Annotated in this window: 22 protein-coding genes, 1 pseudogene, 2 riboswitches and 1 other annotated feature; of the genes and pseudogenes, 18 read left to right on the plus strand and 5 right to left on the minus strand. The window is 27.0% G+C overall.

Translation table 11 applies throughout. The annotated features are described in order from the left end of the window. Positions 1-50 precede the first annotated feature (50 nt). A riboswitch (M-box (ykoK) riboswitch) is annotated at positions 51-212 on the plus strand. Between the two features lie 168 nt (positions 213-380). The 3 genes from mgtE to BTM21_RS13655 all read left to right on the plus strand — a co-directional run bounded on the left by mgtE (position 381) and on the right by BTM21_RS13655 (position 3,379). Continuing rightward, the gene (gene mgtE / locus BTM21_RS04350; protein WP_021875938.1) at positions 381-1,724 is read left to right on the plus strand and encodes a magnesium transporter; all 1,344 of its coding nucleotides are present in this window, start codon (positions 381-383) and stop codon (positions 1,722-1,724) included. Between the two features lie 47 nt (positions 1,725-1,771). Beyond that, positions 1,772-1,833, plus strand: a riboswitch (Fluoride riboswitch). A 60-nt stretch (positions 1,834-1,893) separates the two neighbouring features. Then, the gene (locus BTM21_RS04355) at positions 1,894-3,126 is read left to right on the plus strand and encodes a cation:proton antiporter (protein WP_021875937.1); all 1,233 of its coding nucleotides are present in this window, start codon (positions 1,894-1,896) and stop codon (positions 3,124-3,126) included. A 115-nt stretch (positions 3,127-3,241) separates the two neighbouring features. After that, positions 3,242-3,379, plus strand: coding sequence for a hypothetical protein (locus BTM21_RS13655; protein WP_161493098.1), 138 nt, complete (start codon positions 3,242-3,244; stop codon positions 3,377-3,379). Between the two features lie 44 nt (positions 3,380-3,423). On the opposite strand, the gene BTM21_RS04360 is transcribed toward BTM21_RS13655, so the two are convergent. Continuing rightward, a complete protein-coding gene (locus tag BTM21_RS04360; RefSeq protein ID WP_079481847.1) occupies positions 3,424-4,929 on the minus strand; it encodes a HAMP domain-containing sensor histidine kinase in 1,506 nt (501 codons plus the stop codon). Next, entirely contained in the window at positions 4,922-5,599 is a 678-nt protein-coding gene (locus BTM21_RS04365) for a response regulator transcription factor (RefSeq protein WP_021875934.1), read from the minus strand. The genes BTM21_RS04360 and BTM21_RS04365 overlap by 8 nt, the downstream gene beginning before the upstream one ends. A gap of 215 nt (positions 5,600-5,814) precedes the next feature. Here BTM21_RS04365 and BTM21_RS04370 point away from each other — a divergent pair, with 215 nt between their 5' ends. From BTM21_RS04370 to BTM21_RS04385, 4 genes are all read left to right on the plus strand, one after another. Next, a complete protein-coding gene (locus BTM21_RS04370) occupies positions 5,815-7,053 on the plus strand; it encodes a M16 family metallopeptidase (RefSeq protein WP_021875933.1) in 1,239 nt (412 codons plus the stop codon). 16 nt (positions 7,054-7,069) lie between these two features. Next, positions 7,070-7,708 (plus strand): recombination regulator RecX, encoded by a 639-nt coding sequence (recX, locus tag BTM21_RS04375; protein WP_079481440.1) that lies wholly within the window; start codon positions 7,070-7,072, stop codon positions 7,706-7,708. Between the two features lie 11 nt (positions 7,709-7,719). Continuing rightward, positions 7,720-8,784: a transglutaminase-like domain-containing protein gene (locus BTM21_RS04380; RefSeq protein ID WP_079481439.1), complete on the plus strand. Its 1,065-nt coding sequence runs from the start codon at positions 7,720-7,722 to the stop codon at positions 8,782-8,784. Positions 8,785-8,894: 110 nt separating this feature from the next. Continuing rightward, positions 8,895-10,133, plus strand: a complete 1,239-nt coding sequence (locus tag BTM21_RS04385) for an IS256 family transposase (RefSeq protein WP_079480999.1) — start codon at positions 8,895-8,897, stop codon at positions 10,131-10,133. Positions 10,134-10,374: 241 nt separating this feature from the next. Here BTM21_RS04385 and BTM21_RS04390 read toward each other — a convergent pair whose 3' ends face one another. Continuing rightward, positions 10,375-10,731, minus strand: a complete 357-nt coding sequence (locus tag BTM21_RS04390; protein ID WP_079481438.1) for a tetratricopeptide repeat protein — start codon at positions 10,729-10,731, stop codon at positions 10,375-10,377. A 264-nt stretch (positions 10,732-10,995) separates the two neighbouring features. On the opposite strand from BTM21_RS04390, the gene BTM21_RS04395 reads away from it, so the two are divergent. From BTM21_RS04395 to BTM21_RS04425, 9 genes and pseudogenes are all read left to right on the plus strand, one after another. Continuing rightward, positions 10,996-11,943, plus strand: coding sequence for a carbohydrate kinase family protein (locus BTM21_RS04395; RefSeq protein ID WP_021875929.1), 948 nt, complete (start codon positions 10,996-10,998; stop codon positions 11,941-11,943). 109 nt (positions 11,944-12,052) lie between these two features. Further along, positions 12,053-12,178: a CPC_1213 family protein gene (locus tag BTM21_RS14070; protein WP_021875928.1), complete on the plus strand. Its 126-nt coding sequence runs from the start codon at positions 12,053-12,055 to the stop codon at positions 12,176-12,178. A 13-nt stretch (positions 12,179-12,191) separates the two neighbouring features. Then, entirely contained in the window at positions 12,192-12,359 is a 168-nt protein-coding gene (locus BTM21_RS13755; protein WP_021875927.1) for a hypothetical protein, read from the plus strand. A gap of 64 nt (positions 12,360-12,423) precedes the next feature. Next, positions 12,424-12,644, plus strand: a binding site (T-box leader). A gap of 185 nt (positions 12,645-12,829) precedes the next feature. Beyond that, positions 12,830-15,472, plus strand: coding sequence for a valine--tRNA ligase (locus BTM21_RS04400; RefSeq protein ID WP_021875926.1), 2,643 nt, complete (start codon positions 12,830-12,832; stop codon positions 15,470-15,472). A gap of 370 nt (positions 15,473-15,842) precedes the next feature. Then, positions 15,843-17,144: a bifunctional folylpolyglutamate synthase/dihydrofolate synthase gene (locus BTM21_RS04405; protein WP_021875925.1), complete on the plus strand. Its 1,302-nt coding sequence runs from the start codon at positions 15,843-15,845 to the stop codon at positions 17,142-17,144. 130 nt (positions 17,145-17,274) lie between these two features. Continuing rightward, positions 17,275-17,982 (plus strand): purine-nucleoside phosphorylase, encoded by a 708-nt coding sequence (gene deoD, locus BTM21_RS04410; RefSeq protein ID WP_079481437.1) that lies wholly within the window; start codon positions 17,275-17,277, stop codon positions 17,980-17,982. 146 nt (positions 17,983-18,128) lie between these two features. After that, a pseudogene (locus tag BTM21_RS04415) lies at positions 18,129-19,088 on the plus strand (ribonuclease Z). A 126-nt stretch (positions 19,089-19,214) separates the two neighbouring features. Beyond that, the gene (locus tag BTM21_RS04420) at positions 19,215-19,904 is read left to right on the plus strand and encodes an N-acetylmuramoyl-L-alanine amidase (RefSeq protein WP_161493123.1); all 690 of its coding nucleotides are present in this window, start codon (positions 19,215-19,217) and stop codon (positions 19,902-19,904) included. Between the two features lie 87 nt (positions 19,905-19,991). Beyond that, on the plus strand, positions 19,992-21,134 hold the full coding sequence (locus BTM21_RS04425) for a DEAD/DEAH box helicase (RefSeq protein ID WP_021875920.1): 1,143 nt from the start codon (positions 19,992-19,994) through the stop codon (positions 21,132-21,134). 50 nt (positions 21,135-21,184) lie between these two features. On the opposite strand, the gene BTM21_RS04430 is transcribed toward BTM21_RS04425, so the two are convergent. Further along, positions 21,185-21,430, minus strand: coding sequence for a TIGR03905 family TSCPD domain-containing protein (locus BTM21_RS04430; protein WP_021875919.1), 246 nt, complete (start codon positions 21,428-21,430; stop codon positions 21,185-21,187). 199 nt (positions 21,431-21,629) lie between these two features. Here BTM21_RS04430 and BTM21_RS04435 point away from each other — a divergent pair, with 199 nt between their 5' ends. Continuing rightward, on the plus strand, positions 21,630-22,508 hold the full coding sequence (locus BTM21_RS04435) for a YncE family protein (RefSeq protein WP_021875918.1): 879 nt from the start codon (positions 21,630-21,632) through the stop codon (positions 22,506-22,508). Here the strand turns inward: BTM21_RS04435 and BTM21_RS04440 are convergent. Beyond that, a complete protein-coding gene (locus BTM21_RS04440) occupies positions 22,505-23,038 on the minus strand; it encodes a DUF4364 family protein (protein WP_079481435.1) in 534 nt (177 codons plus the stop codon). The genes BTM21_RS04435 and BTM21_RS04440 overlap by 4 nt on opposite strands. A 131-nt stretch (positions 23,039-23,169) precedes the next feature. On the opposite strand from BTM21_RS04440, the gene BTM21_RS04445 reads away from it, so the two are divergent. Then, the gene (locus BTM21_RS04445; RefSeq protein WP_021875917.1) at positions 23,170-23,931 is read left to right on the plus strand and encodes a polysaccharide deacetylase family protein; all 762 of its coding nucleotides are present in this window, start codon (positions 23,170-23,172) and stop codon (positions 23,929-23,931) included. Positions 23,932-24,002 lie beyond the last annotated feature (71 nt).

Below are 24,002 nucleotides of genomic sequence, written 5' to 3' on the forward strand. Positions count from 1 at the left end.
TTATATTGACAGATGAGTTTTACTAATGTAATATTAGTTAGTCAATGAAATATAGAATTTGTTAGGTGAGGCTCCTATAAAGAAATACGTTGCTACCCAGAAAAATCTAGAGATTCCAATGGGTTAACAGAAATCATCGCGAAGGTGATTTTTAATGTAACTGACGATTGTCTACGCTCTATAGTGCTAAAGCTCTACGAAATAGAAGGATTGTATAAGACTTTTTGTGTAGAGCAAAAAGTCTTTTTTAATTTTTAAAGAAAAAGGAGATGGTATTAATGGACTCGTATCTGGAGAGAAATTTGGATTTTAATAATTATTGGGGAGAATCTATTTATACCATGTATAATTTATTATCCCTAAATTAAGGGAGGAAAATTATGAAATTAGAAATGAGTAAAGACGAGTTAAGAAGATTTTTATTACATGCACCTCAAGATAAAATTATGAACTATATAGAAGAAATACATCCTGTAGATATATTAGATATATTAAGAGAAGATATAGAAGAGAGAAAAGATATATTAAATAGATTATCAGAAAAATTTATAGCAGCTATTATAGATGAAGCTGATGCAGAAGAAAAATATGACATACTTATGGAGTTTTCAGAAAATAAGCAAAAAAATATAGTTGAAGCAATGTCATCAGATGAATTAACAGATTTGCTTGGAATATTAGATGAGAGTCAAGCGAATAAAATTTTAGCTAAAATGACTGATGAAGACGCAAGGATGGTACGTCAACTTCTAAGTTACGATCCTGATACAGCTGCAGGTATAATGGCTACTGAATTTATATCAATAAAAGAAAATATGACAGTAAGAGAAACTTTTAAATATTTACAATTAACAGCTAAGGATACAGAAAATATATATGATTTATATGTAATAAATTCTTTAGATAAGTTAAAAGGTGTAGTTTCTTTAAAGGATATAGCTACAAGCAATTTTGATACTTTAATTTCAGATATAGTACAAGAAAATTTAGAGAGTATTCCTTATAATATGGATAAGGAGGAAGTAGGACATAGATTTGAAAAGTATGGTTATTTAACAATGCCAGTTGTAGATAGCTTTAATAGACTTTTAGGAATAATAACAGTAGATGATGTAATGCAAATTTTAAGGGATGAAAATACAGAAGATATACATCGTCTTGGTGGAGTTGCAGAAGGAGAAAAGATTAACGGAACTTTGGAGGAATCTATAAAGAGTAGATTACCATGGCTTTTTATAAATCTTTTAACTGCTATTTTAGCATCATCAATAGTAGGAATATTTGAAGGAACTATTGAAAAAGTAGTTTCACTTGCAACATTTATGCCTATAGTTGCAGGAATGGGTGGAAATGCAGGAACTCAAACATTAACAATTATAGTTAGAGGATTAGCCCTTGGAGAATTAAATTATAAAAATGTAAAGCGTGTATTATTTAAAGAGATAGGTGTGGGTGCAGTTACAGGTTTAGTTATAGGATTGATAATTGCAATTTTAGGTTATTTCTGGGAAGGAAAAATTATATTTGGAGTTGTAATAGGTATAGCTATGCTTTTAAATATGATTGTTGCAACTATTTCAGGTTTCTTAGTTCCAATTATATTAAAGAAACTTAAGGTGGATCCAGCTTTAGCTTCATCAGTATTTGTTACTACATTTACAGATGTTTTAGGATTTTTCTTCTTCCTAGGATTAGCAACAATATTTATACATCAATTGATGTAAATTATTTAGTATTTACAATAGAAAAAATATATAGTACAATATATAAATATTATATAGGTGATGGAGTTCACCATTAAATGCTTAAGAAGCTAATGACTCCTACTCTTTTTAAAAAGGGTAGGAGTCTATTTTTTTTAGATAAAATAATACAATAGAAGGAGATAAATATATGACATTTTTAATTTCAATTTTAAGTTTAATAATTATTGGAGTATTAGCATCTTATAGTGGAAAATTAGTAGAAAAAATAAAGCTACCATCATTAATAGGAATGATGATAATAGGGATGGTTATAGGGCCAACATTTTTAAATTTAGTACCTGTGGAGGTAATAAATATTTCTCCTATTATAAAAGATATTGCATTAGTAACTGTTCTTTTTATAGGAGGTCTTGGAATAAGTTTAAGTCAAATGAAAGAAATAGGAAGACCAGCTATTTTGTTAAGTATAATTCCAGCTACTTTAGAGGGACTTACAATAGCATTTTTATCTACGTATTTATTAGATTTTACTTTCATACAAGGAGCTATTTTAGGTTTTATAATTGCAGCTGTAAGTCCAGCTGTGTTAGTTCCATCTATGATTTCATTAATTGATAGAAAACTTGGTGAAGATAAAGCTATTCCTCAAATGTTATTAGTAGGTGCTTCTGCTGATGATACAATAGCAATTACATTATTTACAACATTTTTAGGTGTATATGTACAAGGCCTAGATGGGAAAAATATTTCTATAATGAAACAAATAAGCATGATTCCAATTACTATAGGATTAAGTATTTTTATAGGATGGTTTTTGGCTAAAATAACAACATATTTATTAAAGTACATAAATAGAAAATCTATAAAGGTTTTATTTGCCTATGCTTTATGTATTGCAATGAGGGTAATAGAAAAAAAGTTTGAAATTCAATTATTTAATTCGCTACTTACAATAATGATTTATGGCTTTTTCTTAAGAAATTATGTGGAAGAAGTATCAAGGGATATAATTAAGGTAATGAATAAAATATGGTCTATAGGGAAAATATATTTATTTGCATTTGTTGGAATGGCTATAAATCCAAGTTTAGTAGGAGAGTTTTTTGTTATTGGGATAGTTCTATTAATTTTTTCTTTAAGCATTAGGTCTATAGGAGTATTAATTTCGCTTTTAGGAACCAATCTTAATAAAAAAGAAAAACTTTTTTGTATTATAGCTTATTTACCTAAAGCAACAGTACAATCAGCAAAAGCAGGAATTCCACTTCAAATGGGTGTAGTAGGAGGAGAAATAATGCAAGCTATAGCAATTTTAAGTGTTTTAATAACTGCACCTATAGGAGCAATTGGAATTAAATTAACTTCTGGAAAGTGGTTAAGCAAAGGACAGAAAATGATTACAATTAAAATAAATATATAAAATTTATACTAATTAAGGAAAAAAAGATATAAAATGGTATACAAATTTTAAAAGTGTGATAAAATATATAAGTATTTAATTTTTGATAAAAAGAGAAATAGGAGTGGTATGGTTTATGAAAAATAATAATTTATCTTTTCAATGTAATAAGTGTGGACATATTTTAAATAGTACAGGAAAAAATAGTTTAGTTATGTGTCCAGAGTGCAAAAATATAAAGAAGGTAGAGAATATTAATTATGTGGAAGGGTAAAAAGCAAGTAGTAGATTTAAACTTTTAAATCTACTACTACTTTTTTATAGAATATCTTTAGCTTTATCAAGAGAAAAAGAGAATTTAACACCAAAATCTGTATTTTTTATAAAATACTCACTTTTATGATTTAAAAGTATCCTTTTAACTATAGCAAGACCTAATCCATTACTATTATCAGATCTATTTCGTGATTTATCTAATCTATAGAATTTAGTATAAATATTTTCAAGTTCATCTTCAGGAATATGGCAACCTGTATTTTCAATAGAAATAAAATACTTATTTTTTTCTGTATCTTCAATAATGGAAATTATAACTCTTTCATTATTTGGACTATATTTAAATGCATTAGTCAATAAATTAGTTATAACATGCTCTAATTGAAATACATCACCAAGTACATAGGCATATTCAAGTTTATTATTGAAAATAACTTCTATAGATTTAGAATTAAAGTCTAAGGATAATTTTTTTATTGTCTTTTGGATTAATCTTATTATATTAAACTCTTCAAAGTTGAGTTCAATAGTATCAGACTCTAACCTAGAAAGCTCTAACATATTGGAAACTAGTTGACTCATTTTTTTAGATTCGTCTATTATAGTATCTAAATAAATTAAAGCATTTTCTCCAGTTGCAACACCATCTTTTAAACCTTCTGCATAGCCAGCTATAATTCCAATAGGAGTTTTTAGTTCATGAGAAACACCAGCTACAAAGTCTTTTCTTAGAGTCTCTAATTTTCTTTCCTTTTCTATATCCTTTTCTAATTGAAGATTTTTTTGTTTTAAATCCTCTAATGCACTATTAAGATTTGAAGATAAGAAATTTAGAGTTTTTCCAAGATTACCAATTTCATCATCAGAGTTAACTGTACATTTAGCACTAAAATCCATGGAAGACATCTTTTTAGCTACTTTATTTATTTTAAGAAGTGGCTTAGTAATTAAGTTTGCATAAATTGAAGATAAAATTATTCCAATTATAATAAATCCAATAGCAAGATATTTATAAAAATCTTTTATTACTAATGCTGCTTCTTGAATAGGTTGAATTGAAGAAACAGATATAATAATAGAATCATTTTTATATTTTAATGACATAGGAGAAATAATTCCTATTTTTTTTAGTCCACTACTTTTATTTTCAAATACGGTAGATTTAGTTTTTCCTGAAGATAAAACATCATAAATTAATTCTTTATTATTAAGAAGTTCAGAACAAAATTGAGTTAATGTTTGTAAATCATCTATTCCCTTTCTATAATCAGATAAATAGCTAAGATCACCATTTACAGAAAATATAGCAATTCTAGAGTTGTTTTCTTGCTCATATCTAGCTAAAGCAGAATTTAAAGTTTCGTCACTATATATTTGGAAAGAATACATTTCTTTAAACTTATTAACTTCATTACCTAAATCTCGAGTTTTATGTTTTAAGTAGTATTGTTCAAAAAACATTACTTGAAAGAGTACACTAGAAAATATAACTACAATGATTAAACCAAAAGTAATAGTAAATAGTTTTTTTGAAATACTTTTATTCATTTTTTGCTTCAAAACGATAACCACTTCCTCTAACAGTAACTATAAAATTAGATTTATCACCTAGTTTTTCTCTAAGTCTTTTAATATTAGTATCAACAGTTCTAATATCACCATAATAATCAAGGCCCCAAACATGATCTAAAATATTATCTCTAGATAGTGCTATACCTTCGTTATCAGCAAGATAAGTAATAAGCTCAAATTCTTTAGGTGAAAGATTTATTATATTACCATCTATTTTAACTTCATGTGATAGTTTATTTATTATTAAACCATTAAAATCCTTATTGATAGTATCTTCAACTTCAGAAGTTCTTTTTAGTAATGCTTTAACTTTTGCTATAAGAACTTTAGGGGAGAAAGGTTTTGTTATATAGTCATCAGCACCCATTTCATATCCAAATAGTTTATCTTCTTCTTCACCCTTAGCAGTAAGAAGTATTACAGGAACATTAGAAGCTTCACGTATAGTTTCTAAAACTGTTATACCATCAATTTTAGGCATCATTATATCTAAAATTACCAAATCTATTTTATTATTAGAAAAAGCTTGAATACCTTCATCACCATCACTAGCCTCTATTATGTGAAATCCTTCCTTAAGGAAATAATCTCTAAGTAAAAATCTAATTCTTAATTCATCTTCAACAATTAAAATGTTTTTAATCATACTATCCTCCTATAAGTGTAGATATTATCATTATAAATCTCAAAGTAAAAAGGGTAAAGAGTCATTAAAAGTAATATTATCTATAAGATAGTAAATAGTTAAAGTTATTTATATATAAACAAAAATTTTATAAAGAGAAATCTGTTTATAAAGTATAAGAAATAATATATAATCATAATATTAGTTAAAGAGTAAGGGAATAGGTGCAAAGATATATGTTAAAACTGAATTTTGATGTTAAAAGACATTTTTTAGATAATGGTTTAGAGGTAATTACCATAAAAAAGGATACAAAAATAGCAGCGATAAATGTAGGAATAAAAATAGGAGCTCTTTATGAAAGAGAAAATGAAAAGGGGATATCCCATTTCATTGAACACATGCTTTTTAAAGGAACTAAAAATAGAAATAATGAAGAGGTTAATGAGGAACTGGAATTTTTAGGTGGAGAATATAATGCATACACAGATTATGCAGTTACTGTATATACCATAAGTTGTTTAGAAGAAGAAATAAAAAATGGAATAGAACTATTAGGAGATATGATAATATCATCAACATTTAGTGAAGAAGAAATTGAAAAGGAAAGAGGCGTAATATTAGCAGAAATAAGAACTAGTAAAGATGATATAGAAGATTTTAGTTTTAAAAGAGCAAATGAAGTTGCTTTTAATAAAAGTCCTTTACGTTATGATATTGCAGGGTTAGAAAAGACAGTTAAAAGTTATAATAGAGATAATTTAGTGAATTTTTATAACAAACATTATGTAGCTAATAATTCGGTAGTTACAATAGTATCATCCTTTGAGCATGAAGAGGCTCTTTTAGAAGTGAAAAAAACCTTTGGCAAATGGAAAACAGGGGATATTGAAAAAATAACCGTAATAGAAGAAAAAAATAAAAAAGTAAAAAAAATAACAAATAAAAAGAATATAGAGCAAAGTACTATAGTATATTTATATACTTTTTATGGTTTAGATAGAAATCTTGAATTACCTTTTAGGATTTTAAATCATAGATTAGGTGAAAGTGCAAATTCCTTATTATTTAGGGAGGTAAGAGAGAAAAGAGGACTTGCTTATGACATATATACTAATTTAGATATGACAAAAGGAGTAAAAACTTTTTCTATATATACAGCAGTAAGCGAAGATGATATAGATAATGCTTTAGAAGCTATTGATGAGACTATTTTAGGCGTTAAAAATGGAAATATAGAAATCGGAGAGAGAGATTTAACTCTTATGAAAAAAATTCATAAGACAGCAGTAATAACAACTCTTGAAGATCCAGCAGAACTTTGTAACTATATGTTACATCAAGCTTTAGATAAAGAAGATTTATATGAATTTGTTAAAGATATGGATAGATTAAATGAACTAGATATAAATAAAATATATAAGGTAGCAAATAAAGTTTTAGAAAACCCTACAATTCATATTTTAAAATCATAATAAGGTGGGAATAATTATGAATGTTATAACAAAAATTGAGGTGCAAAAGAAAAATAAAGATAGGGTAAATATATATATAAATGAAGATTATGCTTTTTCATTAAGTGCAGAGCTTGTATATAAAGAAGGACTAAAAGTAAAGCAAAGCATTGATATAGATAAAATTAAAAAAGTAGCACTAGAAGATGATTATATGAAGTGTAAGAATTCCGCTTTAAGAATAGTTGAAAAAAATTATAAGACTAAAAAAGAAATTATAGATAAATTAACTTTAAAGGGTTATGATGAAAATACTATAAATAGAACAATTGAATTCTTAAAAGAATATAATTTTATAAATGATGAAAATTACGCTAGAATGTATGTTAATGATAAAATTAAAAATCATGGAGCAAATAAGATAAAATATGATCTTATTAGAAAAGGTATAAGTGAAGACTTAATAAAAAATCAAATTTCTAACATTGATGAAAATGCAGAAAGAGAAGTAGCATATTCACTAGCATTAAAAAAATATAATTTACTTATAAAAAGAGAACAGGATAATTATAAATTATCGCAAAAATTATATAGATTTTTACTATCTAAAGGTTATAGTTATGATGTTACATCAGAAATAGTTAAAAAGGTAACTAGTAACGAAGAAATATATTAAGGAGGGGTTAAATGAGTACGTATTTATCCTATGGACTGTGTCTTTTAATAATGATATGGGCAGTTAAGGGTAGTACTATTACATCATTTCAAGAGAGAGATGCTAAATATGCTTTAAATAGGTTAATTTATTACTTTTCCATATTTATTTCGCTTTTAGTTATAATATTAAACTTAGATAAGTTAATTATAAAAATACTAGAGATAGGAAATAAGGAAATATTAAAAAATTTTAATGTCAATTTATTTAACATTATCTGTTTAGCTATTTGTTTCTTTTTAATACAATTTTTAATATATCAAAGTTTAAAATTTTTATGTAGACCCTTTATTGGAGGATATTCAAAGGTTTTAAAGGGTGGAAAGTTAAAGACATTAGCTTTTTCTACAGTATTTGGAATGTTAAAAGGTTTTGTTATAATATTAATAGTATTTATAGCTATAGTAACCTTTAATAATACAATAACTAGAGGAACCAAAATAACTATTTTTGATAATTTAAAAGCATATGCTAGATTAGAAGGTTTGATTTCTATAAATAAGCCTGTACTCTCTAATAATGATGTATCTAATTATTCCGTAGGAAACTCTAATTTTATAATTTATTATAATGGAGTTACTTTAGAAGAAGGAATAAAGTCTACAGAAAAAATTGATAATAAGGCTCTAGAATTAACTTATGATGCAAAGTCGGATAGAGAAATAGCAAAGAATATATATTCATGGATAGGTAGTAACATAGAATATGATGTATATAAAGCAGAGAAAGCTTTAAATAATGAAGGAAAATATAAAAGTGGAGCTATAGAAGCATTTGAAAGCAGGACGGGAATATGTTTTGATTATGCTTGTCTTTATGTAGCAATGGCTAGAAAAGTTGGTTTAAAAGTTAGACTTATTACAGGTCAAGGATTTGATGGAAAAAGCTTTGGACCACACGCATGGAACGAAGTATATTTATCTGATGAAGACAAATGGATAAAAGTTGATTCAACATTTTACAAGTCGGGAGATTACTTTGATACTGAAGGTTTTGATAAAGAGCATATAAAAGAATCAGTAGCAGGAGAATGGTAAAAAGAGAGACAGTAGATAGTTTTGTGTAAAAATAAAACTATATACTGTTTTTTTGTATTAACAGTTGGAAGTTTTGGAATAATATACTATATAAATTAGGAGGAATTATTATGACAAGAAAAATTGATACCAACTTTGATTACAATGAGGAAATTAAAAGATGTAAAACAATCGATGATGTAATGGGTAAAAACGGATTAATACAAAGATTAGTTAAAGATGTCCTTGAAAATATATTAGAAGGTGAAATGGAAGAACATCTAGGAAGAAATAAATATGAACGTGTAGAAGCAGTTGATCAAACTAAGAAGAACTACAGGAATGGTTATAGTCGCAAGAATTTAAGAAGTTCCTTCGGTGACGTCGACCTAGACGTACCCCGTGATAGAAATGCTGAATTTGAGCCACAAATTATAAAAAAATATGAAACTGTGTGTACTGAGTTAGATAAAAAGATTATATCTTTATATGCTAAAGGTATGTCAACATCTGATATTCAGGCTGAAATTGAAGACTTATATGGAATAACTATATCACCATCGATGGTATCTAAAATAACTGATAAAGTGCTTGCTAGCGCCGCCGAATGGCAAAATAGAGTATTAGATAAAATATATCCAATAGTTTATTTAGATGCTATGTACTTTAAAGTTAGAAGTAATGGAAAGATAGTTAACAAGGCTGTCTATATATGCTTAGGATACACTATGGAAGGATATAAAGATATTTTAGGTATATGGGTTGATGAAGCAGAAGGTGCTAAATTCTGGTTAGGAATTTGCAATGATTTAAAAAATAGAGGTGTAAAAGAAATTTTAATTGCTTGTATGGATGGATTAAAAGGTCTTCCACAAGCTATAAAAACAGTATTTCCATCAGTAAATATTCAAACATGTATTGTTCATCAAATAAGAAATTCAATAAAATACATAGCTTCAAAAGATAAAAAAGCATTTATGAAAGATTTGAAGGAGGTTTATAAGGCTACAACAGAGGAACTTGCGTTAGCACAGCTAGATAATTTAAAGGAGAGATGGGGAGATAAATATGGAATAGTAATAGATTCCTGGTATAACAATTGGAGTAACCTTTCAACATTTTTTGACTTCTCTCCAACTATAAGAAAGATGATTTATACTACAAATATCTTAGAGGGTTTTAATCGTCAAATACGTAAATTCACTAAAGTTAGAGTCATATTCCCAACTGATGAATCTTTAAATAAGTGTGTTTACTTAGCAACAATGGAGATACTAGAAAAATGGACTCAACCTATACATAATTGGGGTGCTACGCTAGCGGAGCTATCAATAATATTTGAAGATCAATTAAAAGATGAATTAGCTTAAAAGCTTGTACTTTTTATAAATTATATGCATACTATTAGATTTTTTTGAAATACTAAAAAAGGTAATAAGAAACATTATTAGTATTTCTTAAATATAAAAAAATATTACTGGAAATGAAAATTTCCAGTAATGTTAAAATAATAAAAATGATAATTACACAGAATTATCTATTCTCTCAAAAAAGAACCTATATGAATAGACTCTCTTTTATAAGTGTCTATCTTATAGGTTCCATTTTATTTTATAAGGCTTTCTTTTTTTTAGATATAATTAAATTAATAGCTTTTTCACAGTCTATATCGCTATCATCTAAAGACCATGCTATATTAAAATATATTAAAGCTTTATTAGATTCTTGTTTCATAGCATAACAATATGCTAGATTAAAAAAGTATTTACTTTCTTTTTGAATTTCTAAAGCTCCTTTTATCATAGAAATAGCATTATCGAAATCTTTCAATTTTATATAGCAAACTCCACAGTTATAGAAGGAGCAAGCTGTATTATCATATTTATCAATAGATTTTTTATAACAACTAATAGCATTTTTATAATCTTTTAAATTGTAAAATTTATTACCTTCATTAAAATAATCCACCATTTACCTCCAAATATAGGGAAAAATATTTTGTATATTTTAATTATAGACTGTATATTTAAAATATATTCAATAAAAAGTATATATAAATAAAGAAAATATAATAACTTTATTAAGTATTATATTTTTAAAACTTTAGATATCTTCAAAAGTAAAGGGTTTCGACAAAGTTTTCAAATTTCCCTTTATTTTTTACTCTTTCTCTAATATAATATAATTATATGTTTATTAATGTAACGGAATTTAACGAGCAGGAGAGATAGTATGATAAATAAAAATCCTTATAGATTATTATTAGGAGCCTCTATAGTAGATATTATAGGTTTTAGTAGAAAAAAATATAGTCCTAAGGATTCTATTCCAGGAAATATAAAAATATCTTTAGGCGGTGTATGTAGAAATATTGCAGAAAATTTAGCTAGAGTTAATGTTAATACTGAATTCATTTCTATATTAGGAGATGATGAACAAGGAAGAAACATATTAGATAACGCAAGAAAAATTGGATATAATATGAATAATTCTTTAATATTAAAGGATGAATATACACCTACATATATGGCTATTTTGAATGAAGATGGAGAAATGGAATCAGCGATAGTTGATATGGATAGCATAGAGAAAATGGATACTTCTTTTATTGATTCTAAAGCTGATATAATAAAGAATGCAGAATATACTATATTAGATGCAGATAATCCAGAGTTAATGAAGTATATTTTAGAAAAATTTCATGGCCAAACGAAATTTATTTTAGATCCAGTTTCAGCTAGTAAAGCAGCTAAAGTAAAACACTTAATTAAATATTTCCATACAATAAAACCTAATAGATTAGAAACAGAAATGTTATGTGGATTTAAAATTAATGGAACTGAAGATTTAAAAAAGGCTGGAGAATATTTTAACAGTTTAGGAGTTGAAAATATTTTTATAAGTCTTGATGAAGATGGAATTTATTATAAAAGTCCTAAAGAAGAAGGAAGAATAGCATCTTCTAAAGTTAAAGTTAAAAATGTAACAGGTGCAGGAGATTCTTTTGTTGCAGGTATTGGATATGGATATATGAATGGAATTTCTTTAAAAGAAACTGTAAAATATGCAATTACTATGTCAGTAATTACTATATCTCATGAAGAAAATATAAATCCTGATATGAGTGAATCTTATGTAAATGAGTTTATTGATACAATACAATGGAGAGAAAACTTTTAAAAGTGGCGAAAGCCACTTTTTTACTTTATTTCTTTACATTAAATAAAATAAATAAAGAGATTTAGCACAAAATATATATGAAAGAAATTTATAAATGAGGTGATATATAATGAGTGCTAAAAGTAAAAATAGTCATAAAAAGCATGTAAATCATAATCCGCAAGTAGAAAGTGTTAAAGCATGTTTTGGAGAGCCAAAAGCAAAAGAACATGATAAAAAAGACTTTAAGATTTAGGGAGTGAAAAATAATGAATAATAATAAAAATAGACTAAAAGATAGACCAAAATCTAATGCGGAAGAGAGAAAAATGCATCCTAAAGATAATTCAGATTTAGGGATAATAAATGGAGAAAAGATAGGAGCTCATGCTCAATCAAAAAATCCACATAAAACATATGAATGGTTAAACAATTAATTAATATAGAATATTGACAAATACTATATTATATTATACTATATCCTTACAAAATCTAATATTTTTAAAAGCAGTGAAAAAGAGGAGTAAGGAATATTACATATTAAAGAGAAGAAGGTCTAGGCTGAAAACCTTCCATATAAAATATCCTGAAGGTAGCTTTTGAGTATCTTTGTTGAAACTAAGTAGGCAAAGACGGCTTTCTTAGTCGTTATTATATAAAGAGCCCAAAATTATAATATAAATTTGGGAAAAAAGGTGGTACCGCGAGTCTTCGTCCTTTTGTGATGAAGGCTCTTTTTATTTTACTTAAAATTAATATTTAAATTAATATATGAACCTTCAACCATATTATTAATTTACATAATTATAAGTTAATTATATGAACACTTCAAATTAAATACCATTACTCTTTATAATATATAAAAAGCTTCTATTAGCTGTTTTAAAGTTAGACAAGGAGGAGAAAAATGACAGAAAACAAGAACTTATCCACAACATATAATCCTAAAGAATTTGAAGAAAGAATTTATAAAACTTGGGAAGAAAAAAAATATTTCACTCCTGTAGTTGATAAAAATAAGAAGCCTTTTTCAATAGTTATGCCACCACCAAATATAACAGGAAAACTTCATTTAGGTCATGCATTAGATAATACATTACAAGATATGTTAATAAGATTTAAGAGAATGCAAGGTTACTGTACGCTGTGGCTTCCAGGTCAAGATCATGCAAGTATAGCTACTGAAGTTAAGGTTGAAAATGAACTTCTTAAAAAAGGTTTAGTTAAAAAAGAAATGGGCAGAGAAGCCTTCTTAGAAAAAGTATGGGAATGGACTGATGAATACAGAGAAAGAATAAGAACTCAGCTTAAGAAAATGGGATGTTCAGCAGATTTTACTAGAGAAGCATTTACAATGGATGAAAATCTAGATAAAGCTGTTAAGCATGTATTTGTTAAGTTATATAATGAAGGTCTTATTTATCAAGGAAATAGAATAACTAACTGGTGTCCAAAGTGTACAACAGCTTTATCAGATGCAGAAATAGAATATCAAGAACAAGAAGGTAACTTCTGGCACATAAACTATCCATTAGTTGATGGAAGTGGATATTTAGAAATTGCAACTACAAGACCAGAAACATTACTTGGAGATACAGCTGTAGCAGTTAATCCAAATGATGAAAGATTTAAAGATTTAATTGGAAAAAAATTAAGATTACCATTAACAGATAGAGAAATTCCAATAGTTGCTGATGAATATGTAGATATAGAATTTGGAACAGGAGCTGTTAAGATAACACCTGCTCATGATCCTAATGACTATGAAGTTGGTAAGAGACATGGTTTAAAAGAAATAAAAATAATGGATGACCATGGTGTTATTAATGAATTAGGTGGAAAATACCAAGGTTTAGATAGATATGAAGCTAGACGTCAAATGGTTAAGGATTTAGAAGATGAAGGATTATTAGTTAAAGTTAAACCTCATGTTCACAATGTAGGAACTCATGATAGATGTGGTACTGTAATAGAACCAATTATATCTAAACAATGGTATGTTAAAATGGAATCTTTAGCAAAACCAGCTCTTGACGTTGTAAAGAATAAAGAAACTAAATTTGTTCCAGAAAGATTTGAAAAAACATATTTCAATTGGATGGAAAATATTCAAGATTGGTGTATATCAAGACAATTATGGTGGGGACATAGAATTCCAGTTTGGTACTGTAATGAATGTCAAGAGATAATAGTATCAGAAGAAACACCTTGTAGTTGTCCAAAATGTTCATCAAAGAATTTAAGACAAGAAACAGATGTTTTAGATACATGGTTCTCATCAGCTTTATGGCCTTTCTCAACATTAGGTTGGCCAAATAAAACAGAAGATTTAGAGTATTTCTATCCAACAAATGTATTAGTAACAGGCTATGATATAATATTCTTCTGGGTAGCTAGAATGGTATTCTCAGGTCTTCATAATATGGGAGAAACACCTTTTGATACAGTATTAATTCATGGAATCATAAGAGATTCACAAGGTAGAAAAATGAGTAAATCTCTTGGTAATGGGGTAGACCCACTAGAAGTTATAGAAACTTATGGAGCAGATGCTTTAAGATTTATGTTAGTTACAGGAAATGCTCCAGGAAATGATATAAGATATTTCCCAGAAAGAGTTGAAGCTGCAAGAAACTTTGCAAATAAAATCTGGAATGCATCAAGATTTGTTATGATGAACTTAGATAGAGAAACCATGGATAAATACAAAGATGACAAAGATTATAGTTTAGCAGATAAATGGATATTGTCACATTTAAACACATTAGTTAAAGAAGTAACAGAAAATATGGATAAATACGAATTAGGAATTGCTCTTCAAAAGGTTTATGACTTTATGTGGACTGAATTCTGTGATTGGTATATAGAACTTGTTAAACCAGTATTATATGGAGAAGATGAAAAACAAAAAGGTATAGTTTATAATGTACTTTATAATGTTCTTAGCACAGGACTTAAGTTACTTCATCCTGTAATGCCATTTATTACAGAAGAAATATATACTACTTTAACAGATGGAGAAACAATAACAATTTCAGCTTGGCCAGAATTTAATGGAGCGATAAAGGATGATAAGGCAGAAAAAGATATGTCATATATCATAGAAGCTATCAAGGGATTAAGAAATGTAAGAGCTGAAATGAATGTACCACCATCAAGAAAAGCTAAGGTAATTAGTTATATAACAGAAGAAGCTAAGGATGCTTTTGTGGCAGGCGCAAGTTATATTGAAAAATTAGCTTCAGCATCAGAGGTTACATTTATACAAGATAAATCAGAAGTTCCAGCAAATGCAGTATCTTTAGTTGTTAAAGGTGGAGAATTATTTATGCCACTTTTAGATTTAGTAGATAAAGAAAAGGAACTAGAAAGATTAAATAAAGAAATGAAGAAGCTTAAAGGGGAAGTAGAAAGAATAGATAAAAAACTTTCAAACCAAGGCTTCGTAGCTAAAGCTCCAGAAGCAGTAATTAATGGAGAAAAAGAGAAGAGAATAAAATATCAAGAAATGCTTGATGCAGTTTTAGTAAGAATTGATGCATTAAAATAATAATTTATATTTAATATGGCAAAACGCTATACAACAATATTTTTGCCAAGTTATTTTAAAGTTAAAAAAATTATTTAAATGATTTAAACGCTATACAACAAATTGAAAAATTGTTTAGATAAATTTAAAAAATGCAAATATTTTTTGACAGAATAAAGACATTTATGTATTTTTATGATATTATATTTATAAATGATATTTAAGATGAAAGAATGATAAAAGGCACTAAGGGCTCTAGTTTTACTAGAGCCCTTAGTGTATTTAAAATTACATAGGGATAAATTTTTATTAAGGAGTAAAATTAGTATTTATATTAGGAATAAAAATAGTATATAATTTATTTTATAGAAAATTTAAAGCGAGGTTTAATATGAAATATGAAGAAGCAATGAAATATATAACGGAAGTAGGTAATTTTGGTTCGAATTATGGCTTAGATAGAACATATAAATTATTAGAATTTCTAGGGAATCCTCAAAAGGAGTTAAAATTAATTCATATAGCAGGAACTAATGGAAAAGGTTCAACTACGGCAATGATTAGTAAAATACTAGTTGGACATGGATATAAGGTTGGCATGTATACATCACCATTTTTAGAAGAATTTGAGGAACGAATTCAAATAAATGGAGAAAATATTCCTAAAAATACTTTGTCTAAACTTATGGATGAAGTTAAAGCAGCAGTGGACAGAGTAATAAAAGAAGGTTATAATCATCCTACTGAATTTGAAATAATAACTTGTTTAATGTATTTATATTTTTATAGAGAAAAAATTGATTTTGGTATAATTGAAGTTGGGCTTGGGGGAAGATTGGATTCTACTAATGTTATAACACCAATACTTTCAATTATAACATCTATTAGTTTTGATCATGTTAATCTTCTAGGTAATTCTCTACAAAATATAGCTAAAGAAAAGGCAGGGATAATCAAAGAGAATATTCCGGTAGTTATATATCCTCAGGAAAAGGTAGTATTTGAAGTTATTAAAAATAAATGTATGGAACTTAATGCACCACTATATACTATATTTGAAGAAGATTATAAATTAGTAGATATAATAAAAGAGAGAGAACATTATCAAGTAATAAATGTAAAATTAGAAAATGAAAATTTTAATATTGATTTACCGTTGTTAGGAGAACATCAAATATTAAATTTAGCTATAGTTATTAAAGCTCTAGAAATATTAAAAAGAAAGTATATGTTAAAAATTTCCAAGGAAATAATAAAGACTTCTTTAAAAGATATTACTTGGAAAGGTAGATTAGAGGTTATGAGAGATAATCCATTAATTGTAATAGATGGAGCTCATAATATACAAGGTATAACTACTTTAAAAAAGAATATAGAAAAGTACTTTACATATAAAAATTTATACTTGATTTTAGGAATATTGGCAGATAAAGATATAGAAGAAATGGTAAAGGTAATAGTACCTATGGCCAAAAAAATATATGCAGTAACTCCAAATTCAACAAGAGCTGAATTGAGTGAGGATTTAAGAAGAGAAGTTATAAAATATAATTCTAATTGTATGTCTTATGAAGATTATAATAATGCTTTAAAAGAAGCTTTAAAGGAATCTAATAAAGAGGATTTAATAATAGCCTCAGGATCTTTATATATGATAGGTGATATGAGAAAACTTATTAGAAATATCTTATAGGTTATTTGCTAAATATTAGGTAATATAATATTAAATGTCCAAAAATGTTAAAAATAATTTAAAACCCCATTTATTTATAAACTATAATATGATAACATTAAATTGATATAAAAAAAGGAGGTCTTTTATTATGGCGACACATTTACACATCATGGCAAATGAGGGAGATATAGCAGAAACAGTATTACTTCCAGGGGATCCATTAAGAGCAAAATTTATAGCAGAAACATATTTAGAAAATCCAGTATGTTATAATACTGTTAGAGGGATGTATGGATATACAGGAACTTACAAAGGAAAAAAAGTTTCCGTACAAGGAACAGGAATGGGATTACCATCACATTCTATTTATGTAAATGAATTAATTAGATTTTATGGTGCTAAAAGACTTATTAGAATAGGGTCAGCAGGTTCTATGAATGAAAATGTTAATGTTAGAGATATAGTTTTAGCTCAAAGTGCTTCAACTAATTCAGGGATAAATAAAAGAAGATTTAAGGGTATGGATTATGCTCCAACAGCCAATTTTGAACTTTTATTAGAAGCTTATAATAAGGGAAAAGAAAAGGGTTTAGATATAAAGGTAGGTAATGTTTTATCATCTGATCTTTTTTATGATGACACAGATGTTGGCATTAAGCTTTGGGCTGATTATGGATGTTTAGCAGTTGAAATGGAATCAGCTGAATTATATACAGTAGCTGCTAAATACGGAGTAGAAGCTTTATCAATTTTAACAATTTCAGACCATATATTTAAGGGGATTGAAACAACTCCAGAAGAAAGACAAAAAAGTTTTACAGATATGATGGAAATTGCCCTTGAATTAGCGAAATAATATTATATAAAGACAGCCTTCAGGTTGTCTTTTTTATTAGATAAAAGGTAAAATCAAAATTCATATTACACTTTATGGAAATATATTTGTAAAAGAAAAAGTGAATACTATAAATAAAGAATATATTTAAATAAGAGGTGAATTAAATGATTGATATGTGTTTATTAGGTTCTGGTGGAGGTATGCCTATGCCTTGGAGAAATCTATCTTCAACACTAATAAGCTATAAGGGAAGAAAAATATTAATAGATTGTGGAGAAGGCACCCAAGTATCTATGAAAATGGTTGGATGGGGCTTTAAAACTATAGATATAATATGCATAACCCATGTTCACGGAGATCATATAATAGGGTTACCCGGATTATTATCAACTATAGGAAATAGTGGTAAAACATCTAAACTTACAATTATAGGTCCAAGAGGAATTACAAAAGTAGTAAATGGACTTAGAGTGATAGTGGAGTATTTACCATATAATTTAGAAATCATAGAAGACCCTTCCATGGTAAATTTTAAATTAAAAAAAGATGGATTAGAGTCAGATAATACAGAAGGAAACATAATATTACATACTTTAAATTTAGATCATTCAAGTCCTTGCATAGGATATAAATTTATCTTTAAGAGAAATAGAAAGTTTGATTTAAAAAAAGCAATGGAAAATGATATTCCAAAAGTTTTATGAAGTAAACTTCAAAAAGAAGAAGATGTATCATATGATGGGAAAAAATATAATAGCAACATGGTTTTAGGAGAGGAAAGAAGAGGAATCTATTTAAGTGTTATAACTGATACTAGACCTATAGAAAGTATAAAAAAATTTATAAAAGATAGTGATTTATTTATATGTGAAGGAACTTATGGAAAAGATGAGGATATAGAAAAGGCTATAAAAAATAAACATATGACCTTTAGAGAGGCTGCTAATTTGGCTAAAGAAGCTAAGGTTAAAAAAATGTTATTAACTCATTTTACACCTGCTATGCTAGAGCCTGCTGAATACTTAGAAAATGCAAAGGAAGTATTTGAAAATACAATAATTGGTGAAGATAGAATGATATTTAATTTGAATTTTGAAGAAGATAAGAATTTTCAGCAGAAATAATAAAAAAATATTATAATGACATTTATTATGTAGTTAATTAGGAAAATATCCCCTTCGATGAGGACTTGTTTTGAAAAAAGAAGTTATGATATAATGGAAAAAAATGGAATAGAGAGAAGGGGAAGTGTGATTAGAAAAACTAAAGGTATATTAGTTAAAGATAAGTGGTGGAATTACTTATTTATAGTTATGCTAATTATAGCTGTTTTATGTACTATAAATTATTTTAGATATGATATTATGAATATTTATAAGGTTAGTTATAGGAAAATGTATCAAAAAAATTTAGCAGAAGATAAGTTAAATGAGATAAGAAATAACCTTAATATTCAAGATATAGATTATGAATGGGGAGAGGAATTAAACTATGTAAATGTTCCTAAAAAAATAATATATCATCATGCTGCGGCTAATGGATTTACAGCCGAAAGCATACATGAATCTCATAAGAAAAAAGGATGGGGAGGAATAGGATATCATTATTATATTAGAAAAGATGGAACTATATATAGTGGAAGACCAGAAACAGCAGAAGGAGCTCATACAAAAGGAAAAAACAAAGAGTCTATTGGCATATGCTTAGAAGGTAATTTTGAGGAAGATAGATTAAGTTTAGAACAGTTAGAAAGCCTTTATGAGTTATCAGTATATATAGGGTTAAAATACGATATATATGAAATCGTTGGGCATAGGGATCAGTGGAATACTCTTTGTCCAGGAAAAAACTTTCCAGTAGAATCTATAGCTAAAAAAGTTGTTAATGGTATTAGAGATTTTGATGTAGAAGAAAATAAGATTATACCAATTTTAGAATAAAACTTAGTTTATAAGTTTATTTAACTAGAATTAAATTGACATAAAGTATATAATGAAATGTAATATAAAAATCAAAGGAGAAAAATAATGAATAATTTTAATGAACTTAAATTAAATTCAGATATAGTAAAGGCTTTAGAAAAACAACAAATAAATATTCCAACAGATATACAAATGAGAGCTATACCATCATTACTTGAAAATAAAGATTTAATTGGAGAAGCACATACAGGAAGTGGGAAAACTTTAGCATATTTATTACCTATCTTTGAAAAGGTTAATAGTGAAAAAAGAGAGATGCAAAGTATAATTCTAGCTCCAACTCACGAACTAGTTAAGCAAATAGAAGAACAAATTAAGCTTTTAGCAAATAATTCAGGATATCCTATAACATCATTAGCTATAATGGGAGATGTTAATATTGATAGACAAATTAAAAAAATTAAAGAAACAAAACCACATATAATTGTTGGTTCTCCAGGAAGAGTACTAGATCTTATAAGAAAGAAAAAAATCACTGCACATACTATAAAAACTATAGTAATAGATGAAGGTGATAATTTATTAGATAAAAACAACTCAAAAGTTATATTAGATATAGTAAAGTCTACTATGAGAGATAGACAGCTTATGGTTTTCTCTGCTACAATAAGCGAAAATACTATGAAGGTAGCAAAAGGATTAATGGAAGATCCTATAATAATTAAAGAAAGTAAAGTTCCTCAATTAAATCCTAACCTTACACATATGTATGTAGAAGGGGATAGAAGAGATAAGTTTGAAATATTAAGAAAACTTATAGCTGCAATAAACCCTAAAAAATCTATAGTATTTGTAAATAATAGTATAGATATAGACATAATAACTCAAAAGCTAAATTATCATGGAAAACCAGCTTTCAATATTTCATCACATATATCAAAAGAAGCTAGACAAAAATCACTTCAGGATTTTAGAAGTGGAAAAATAAATATATTAGTATCATCAGATCTTTCAGCAAGAGGATTAGATATTCCAGATGTTACACATATATTTAATTTAGATTTCCCTGTTAATGCAAATGATTATCTACATAGAGCAGGTAGAACTGCAAGAGGAGAAAGTGAAGGGGTAGCTATATCAATAGCAACAGGAAAGGACTTAGCTGGTATAAGAGTTTATGAAAGAGAATTTAATATAAAGATACATCCAATGAAGATTTACAATGGAAAACTTATGGATATAAAATAATAAAAATCCACCTATTTTTAAATAGGTGGATTTTATTGCTTTAAAATATATTATAAGTTTTTAAGCTCTTCTAAAGCTTTAGCTAATTGATCAGGGCAAGAAGTATCCTTATTTCCACATTTTATACCTTTTAACTTAGCGATGGCAGAATCTATTTCCATTCCTTTTACTAAACTTGAAATTCCAAATAAATTTCCAGGACAACCTCTTACAAATTCAACATTTTTTATTTTGTTATCTTCAACATCTATATGAATTTCAGTTGAACATACCCCACTTGTTTTATATACAAACATATATTATCCCTCCAAAAAAGTATTTCCTTATTTATTATATATATTTTGTCAGTATAAATGAAGCCTAAATGTGGAAATTTGAATTAAAACATAAAAAAGTGTCCCATTTAATAACTATTTTCATACATTATAAGTATATATCAAGTGTTTAAATACCCTTATATTAAAAGAATTTTTCTTTTCTAAAAGGAGGTGCAAAATGAATTCTGTAGTAGTATGTAATACTGGAAGTGATTCTATCTCAAAAATAAATATTTCAGATTTATCACTAGAAAATTTGTCCTTAGATTTTGAGGAGAAACCTATAGGGCCACATGGTATATATGCAGTAAATAATAAAATATATACAGCTAATAATTATAATAACTCTATATCTATAATAAATGGTAATACATTTAAGGAAGAAAAATCTATATATATAGGACCATATCCTAATGACATAGTAACTTTAAAAGATAAACTTTATATAACTTGTGGAGAAGGGAATACTTTGATTGTTTATGATGGTGTAGGAGAAAAAATATTATTTGAAGTTCCAGTTGGTAAATGGCCACATAATATAGCTATTTATAAAGAAGCTCAGATGCTATTTGTATCAAATTTAGAAGGAAATTCTTTATCAGTTATTGATGGTATTGATAATAAGGTTATAAAAACAATTTCTACTTTAGAATACCCAACGAAGGTTATAGTATCTAAAGATAAAAGTAAACTTTATGTTTGTGAAAGCTATATAGGGGAAGACACTTGTGGTTATATAGAAATATTTTCAACTAGAGATTTAATGCCAATAAAAAGAATAAAAGTAGGTAAATCTCCTTTAGATATGTGTGATGATGGGAAAAATTTATTTGTATCTAATTTTAGTGAAGGAACTATAAGTATTGTAGATACAGAAGCATTAAAAGAAGTTAAGAAAATATATATAGGTAGTATGCCAAAGGGGATATTAAAGTATGATGATAATCTATTTATTGGAGATTATTTAAAAGGAAGATTTATTTCATTAGATTTAAAAACTGAAAAAATAAAAGCCATAACAATAGGGAAAGAACCTAATGCTATGACTTTATATTAATCTTCATCACTAAATAGTGTATTGATAATAGTTGTATAAATTTTAGAAGGATCTTCTTTCCATCTATTGCAAAGAGAAACAGCTTGCTTTTTAGAAGGAACAGAAACCTTTAATTCCATTAGAAGAATATCATCTTCTAATGCTTTTAAATCCACTAAAAAAGAGTCGTTTTTACCAAGGGTATAGTCACTATGAATAGTAAGTTCTCTCTTTATTGAATCAATAATAGTTAGAAGATAGTCGTCGATTATCTTCTTTTTTATTGGAGAAATTCTATCTATAAAAAAGGATAGAACATTATCACCTTTTTCGGTTATATTAATAAGATTCTTATCATTCACTAATACATATTTTAAAAAATCAGATGATATAAGTTCACTTATATATTGTTGAAGAGTAAAATAATTTATAAAATTGTTTTCAAGTATTATTTCCGTTAATTGTGTATTTGTAATTGGACGTTTTAAAGATTTAATAACATATAATACAAGAAGTTTGTTTTCAGCTAATTCAGTTGAATTTTCGTACATTTTTAAACCTCCATTTTAGAAAGTGTCTATCTAATTATATCATAAAATTTATAAAGTGGAATAATATAGTCATGAATATTATCGTAAAGGAATATAAATTTAATAACATTATATATAAGAGGTAAGGAGAAGTGAGGAGAAGAAATCGTGTAATTATAACAATTGGGCTATTAGCTATAACTGTTGTAACATCTATTTTTTTTAGACAAAATGAAAATTTAGTATTTGCATTTTTAGAAAAGGAACAGCCTATTTTTAGAGTGAATAGAGAGGATAAAGCAGTTTCATTAACTTTTGACGTGAATTGGGCTGAAGAAGAGTACTTACAGGACATATTAAATGTACTTGAAAAATACAATGTAAAAGCTACATTTTTTGTTATGGGAAAATGGGTAAATTATCCAGAGGGAAATAAGGAAAAATTGATAAAGATAAATGAAGGAGGGCATGAAATAGGTAATCATAGTTATGTGCATCCTATGTTTCCTAAAATAGATGATGCTAGAATTAAAGAAGAACTTGAAAAAACAGATCAAATAATAAAAGATACTATAGGTGTTGAACCTACTAAATTATTTAGGTTTCCAAGCGGAGATTATAATGGGAAAAGTTATAATACAGTATCAAACTTAGGTTATATACCAATTCAATGGGATGTTGATTCAGTAGATTGGAAACAAAGCAACGCAGATACAGAGTATCAAAGAGTGATGAAAAAAGTAAAACCAGGATCAATAATATTATTTCATAATAATGCGAAATACACACCAGGTAACTTAGAAAAAATAATTCCTGAACTTCAAAATCAAGGATATAAATTTTTACCTATAAGTGAACTTATTTATAATGAAGAATATTACATTAATGAAGAAGGAGAACAAAGAAAAAAATAAATACTGAAAAAATATTGAAAAAAGAGCATGTATTGTATTATAATGGAAATGTACCGTGTGGGGATTATATG

This window comes from Clostridium chauvoei (assembly GCF_002327185.1).
Classification (GTDB): Bacteria; Bacillota; Clostridia; order Clostridiales; family Clostridiaceae; genus Clostridium; species Clostridium chauvoei.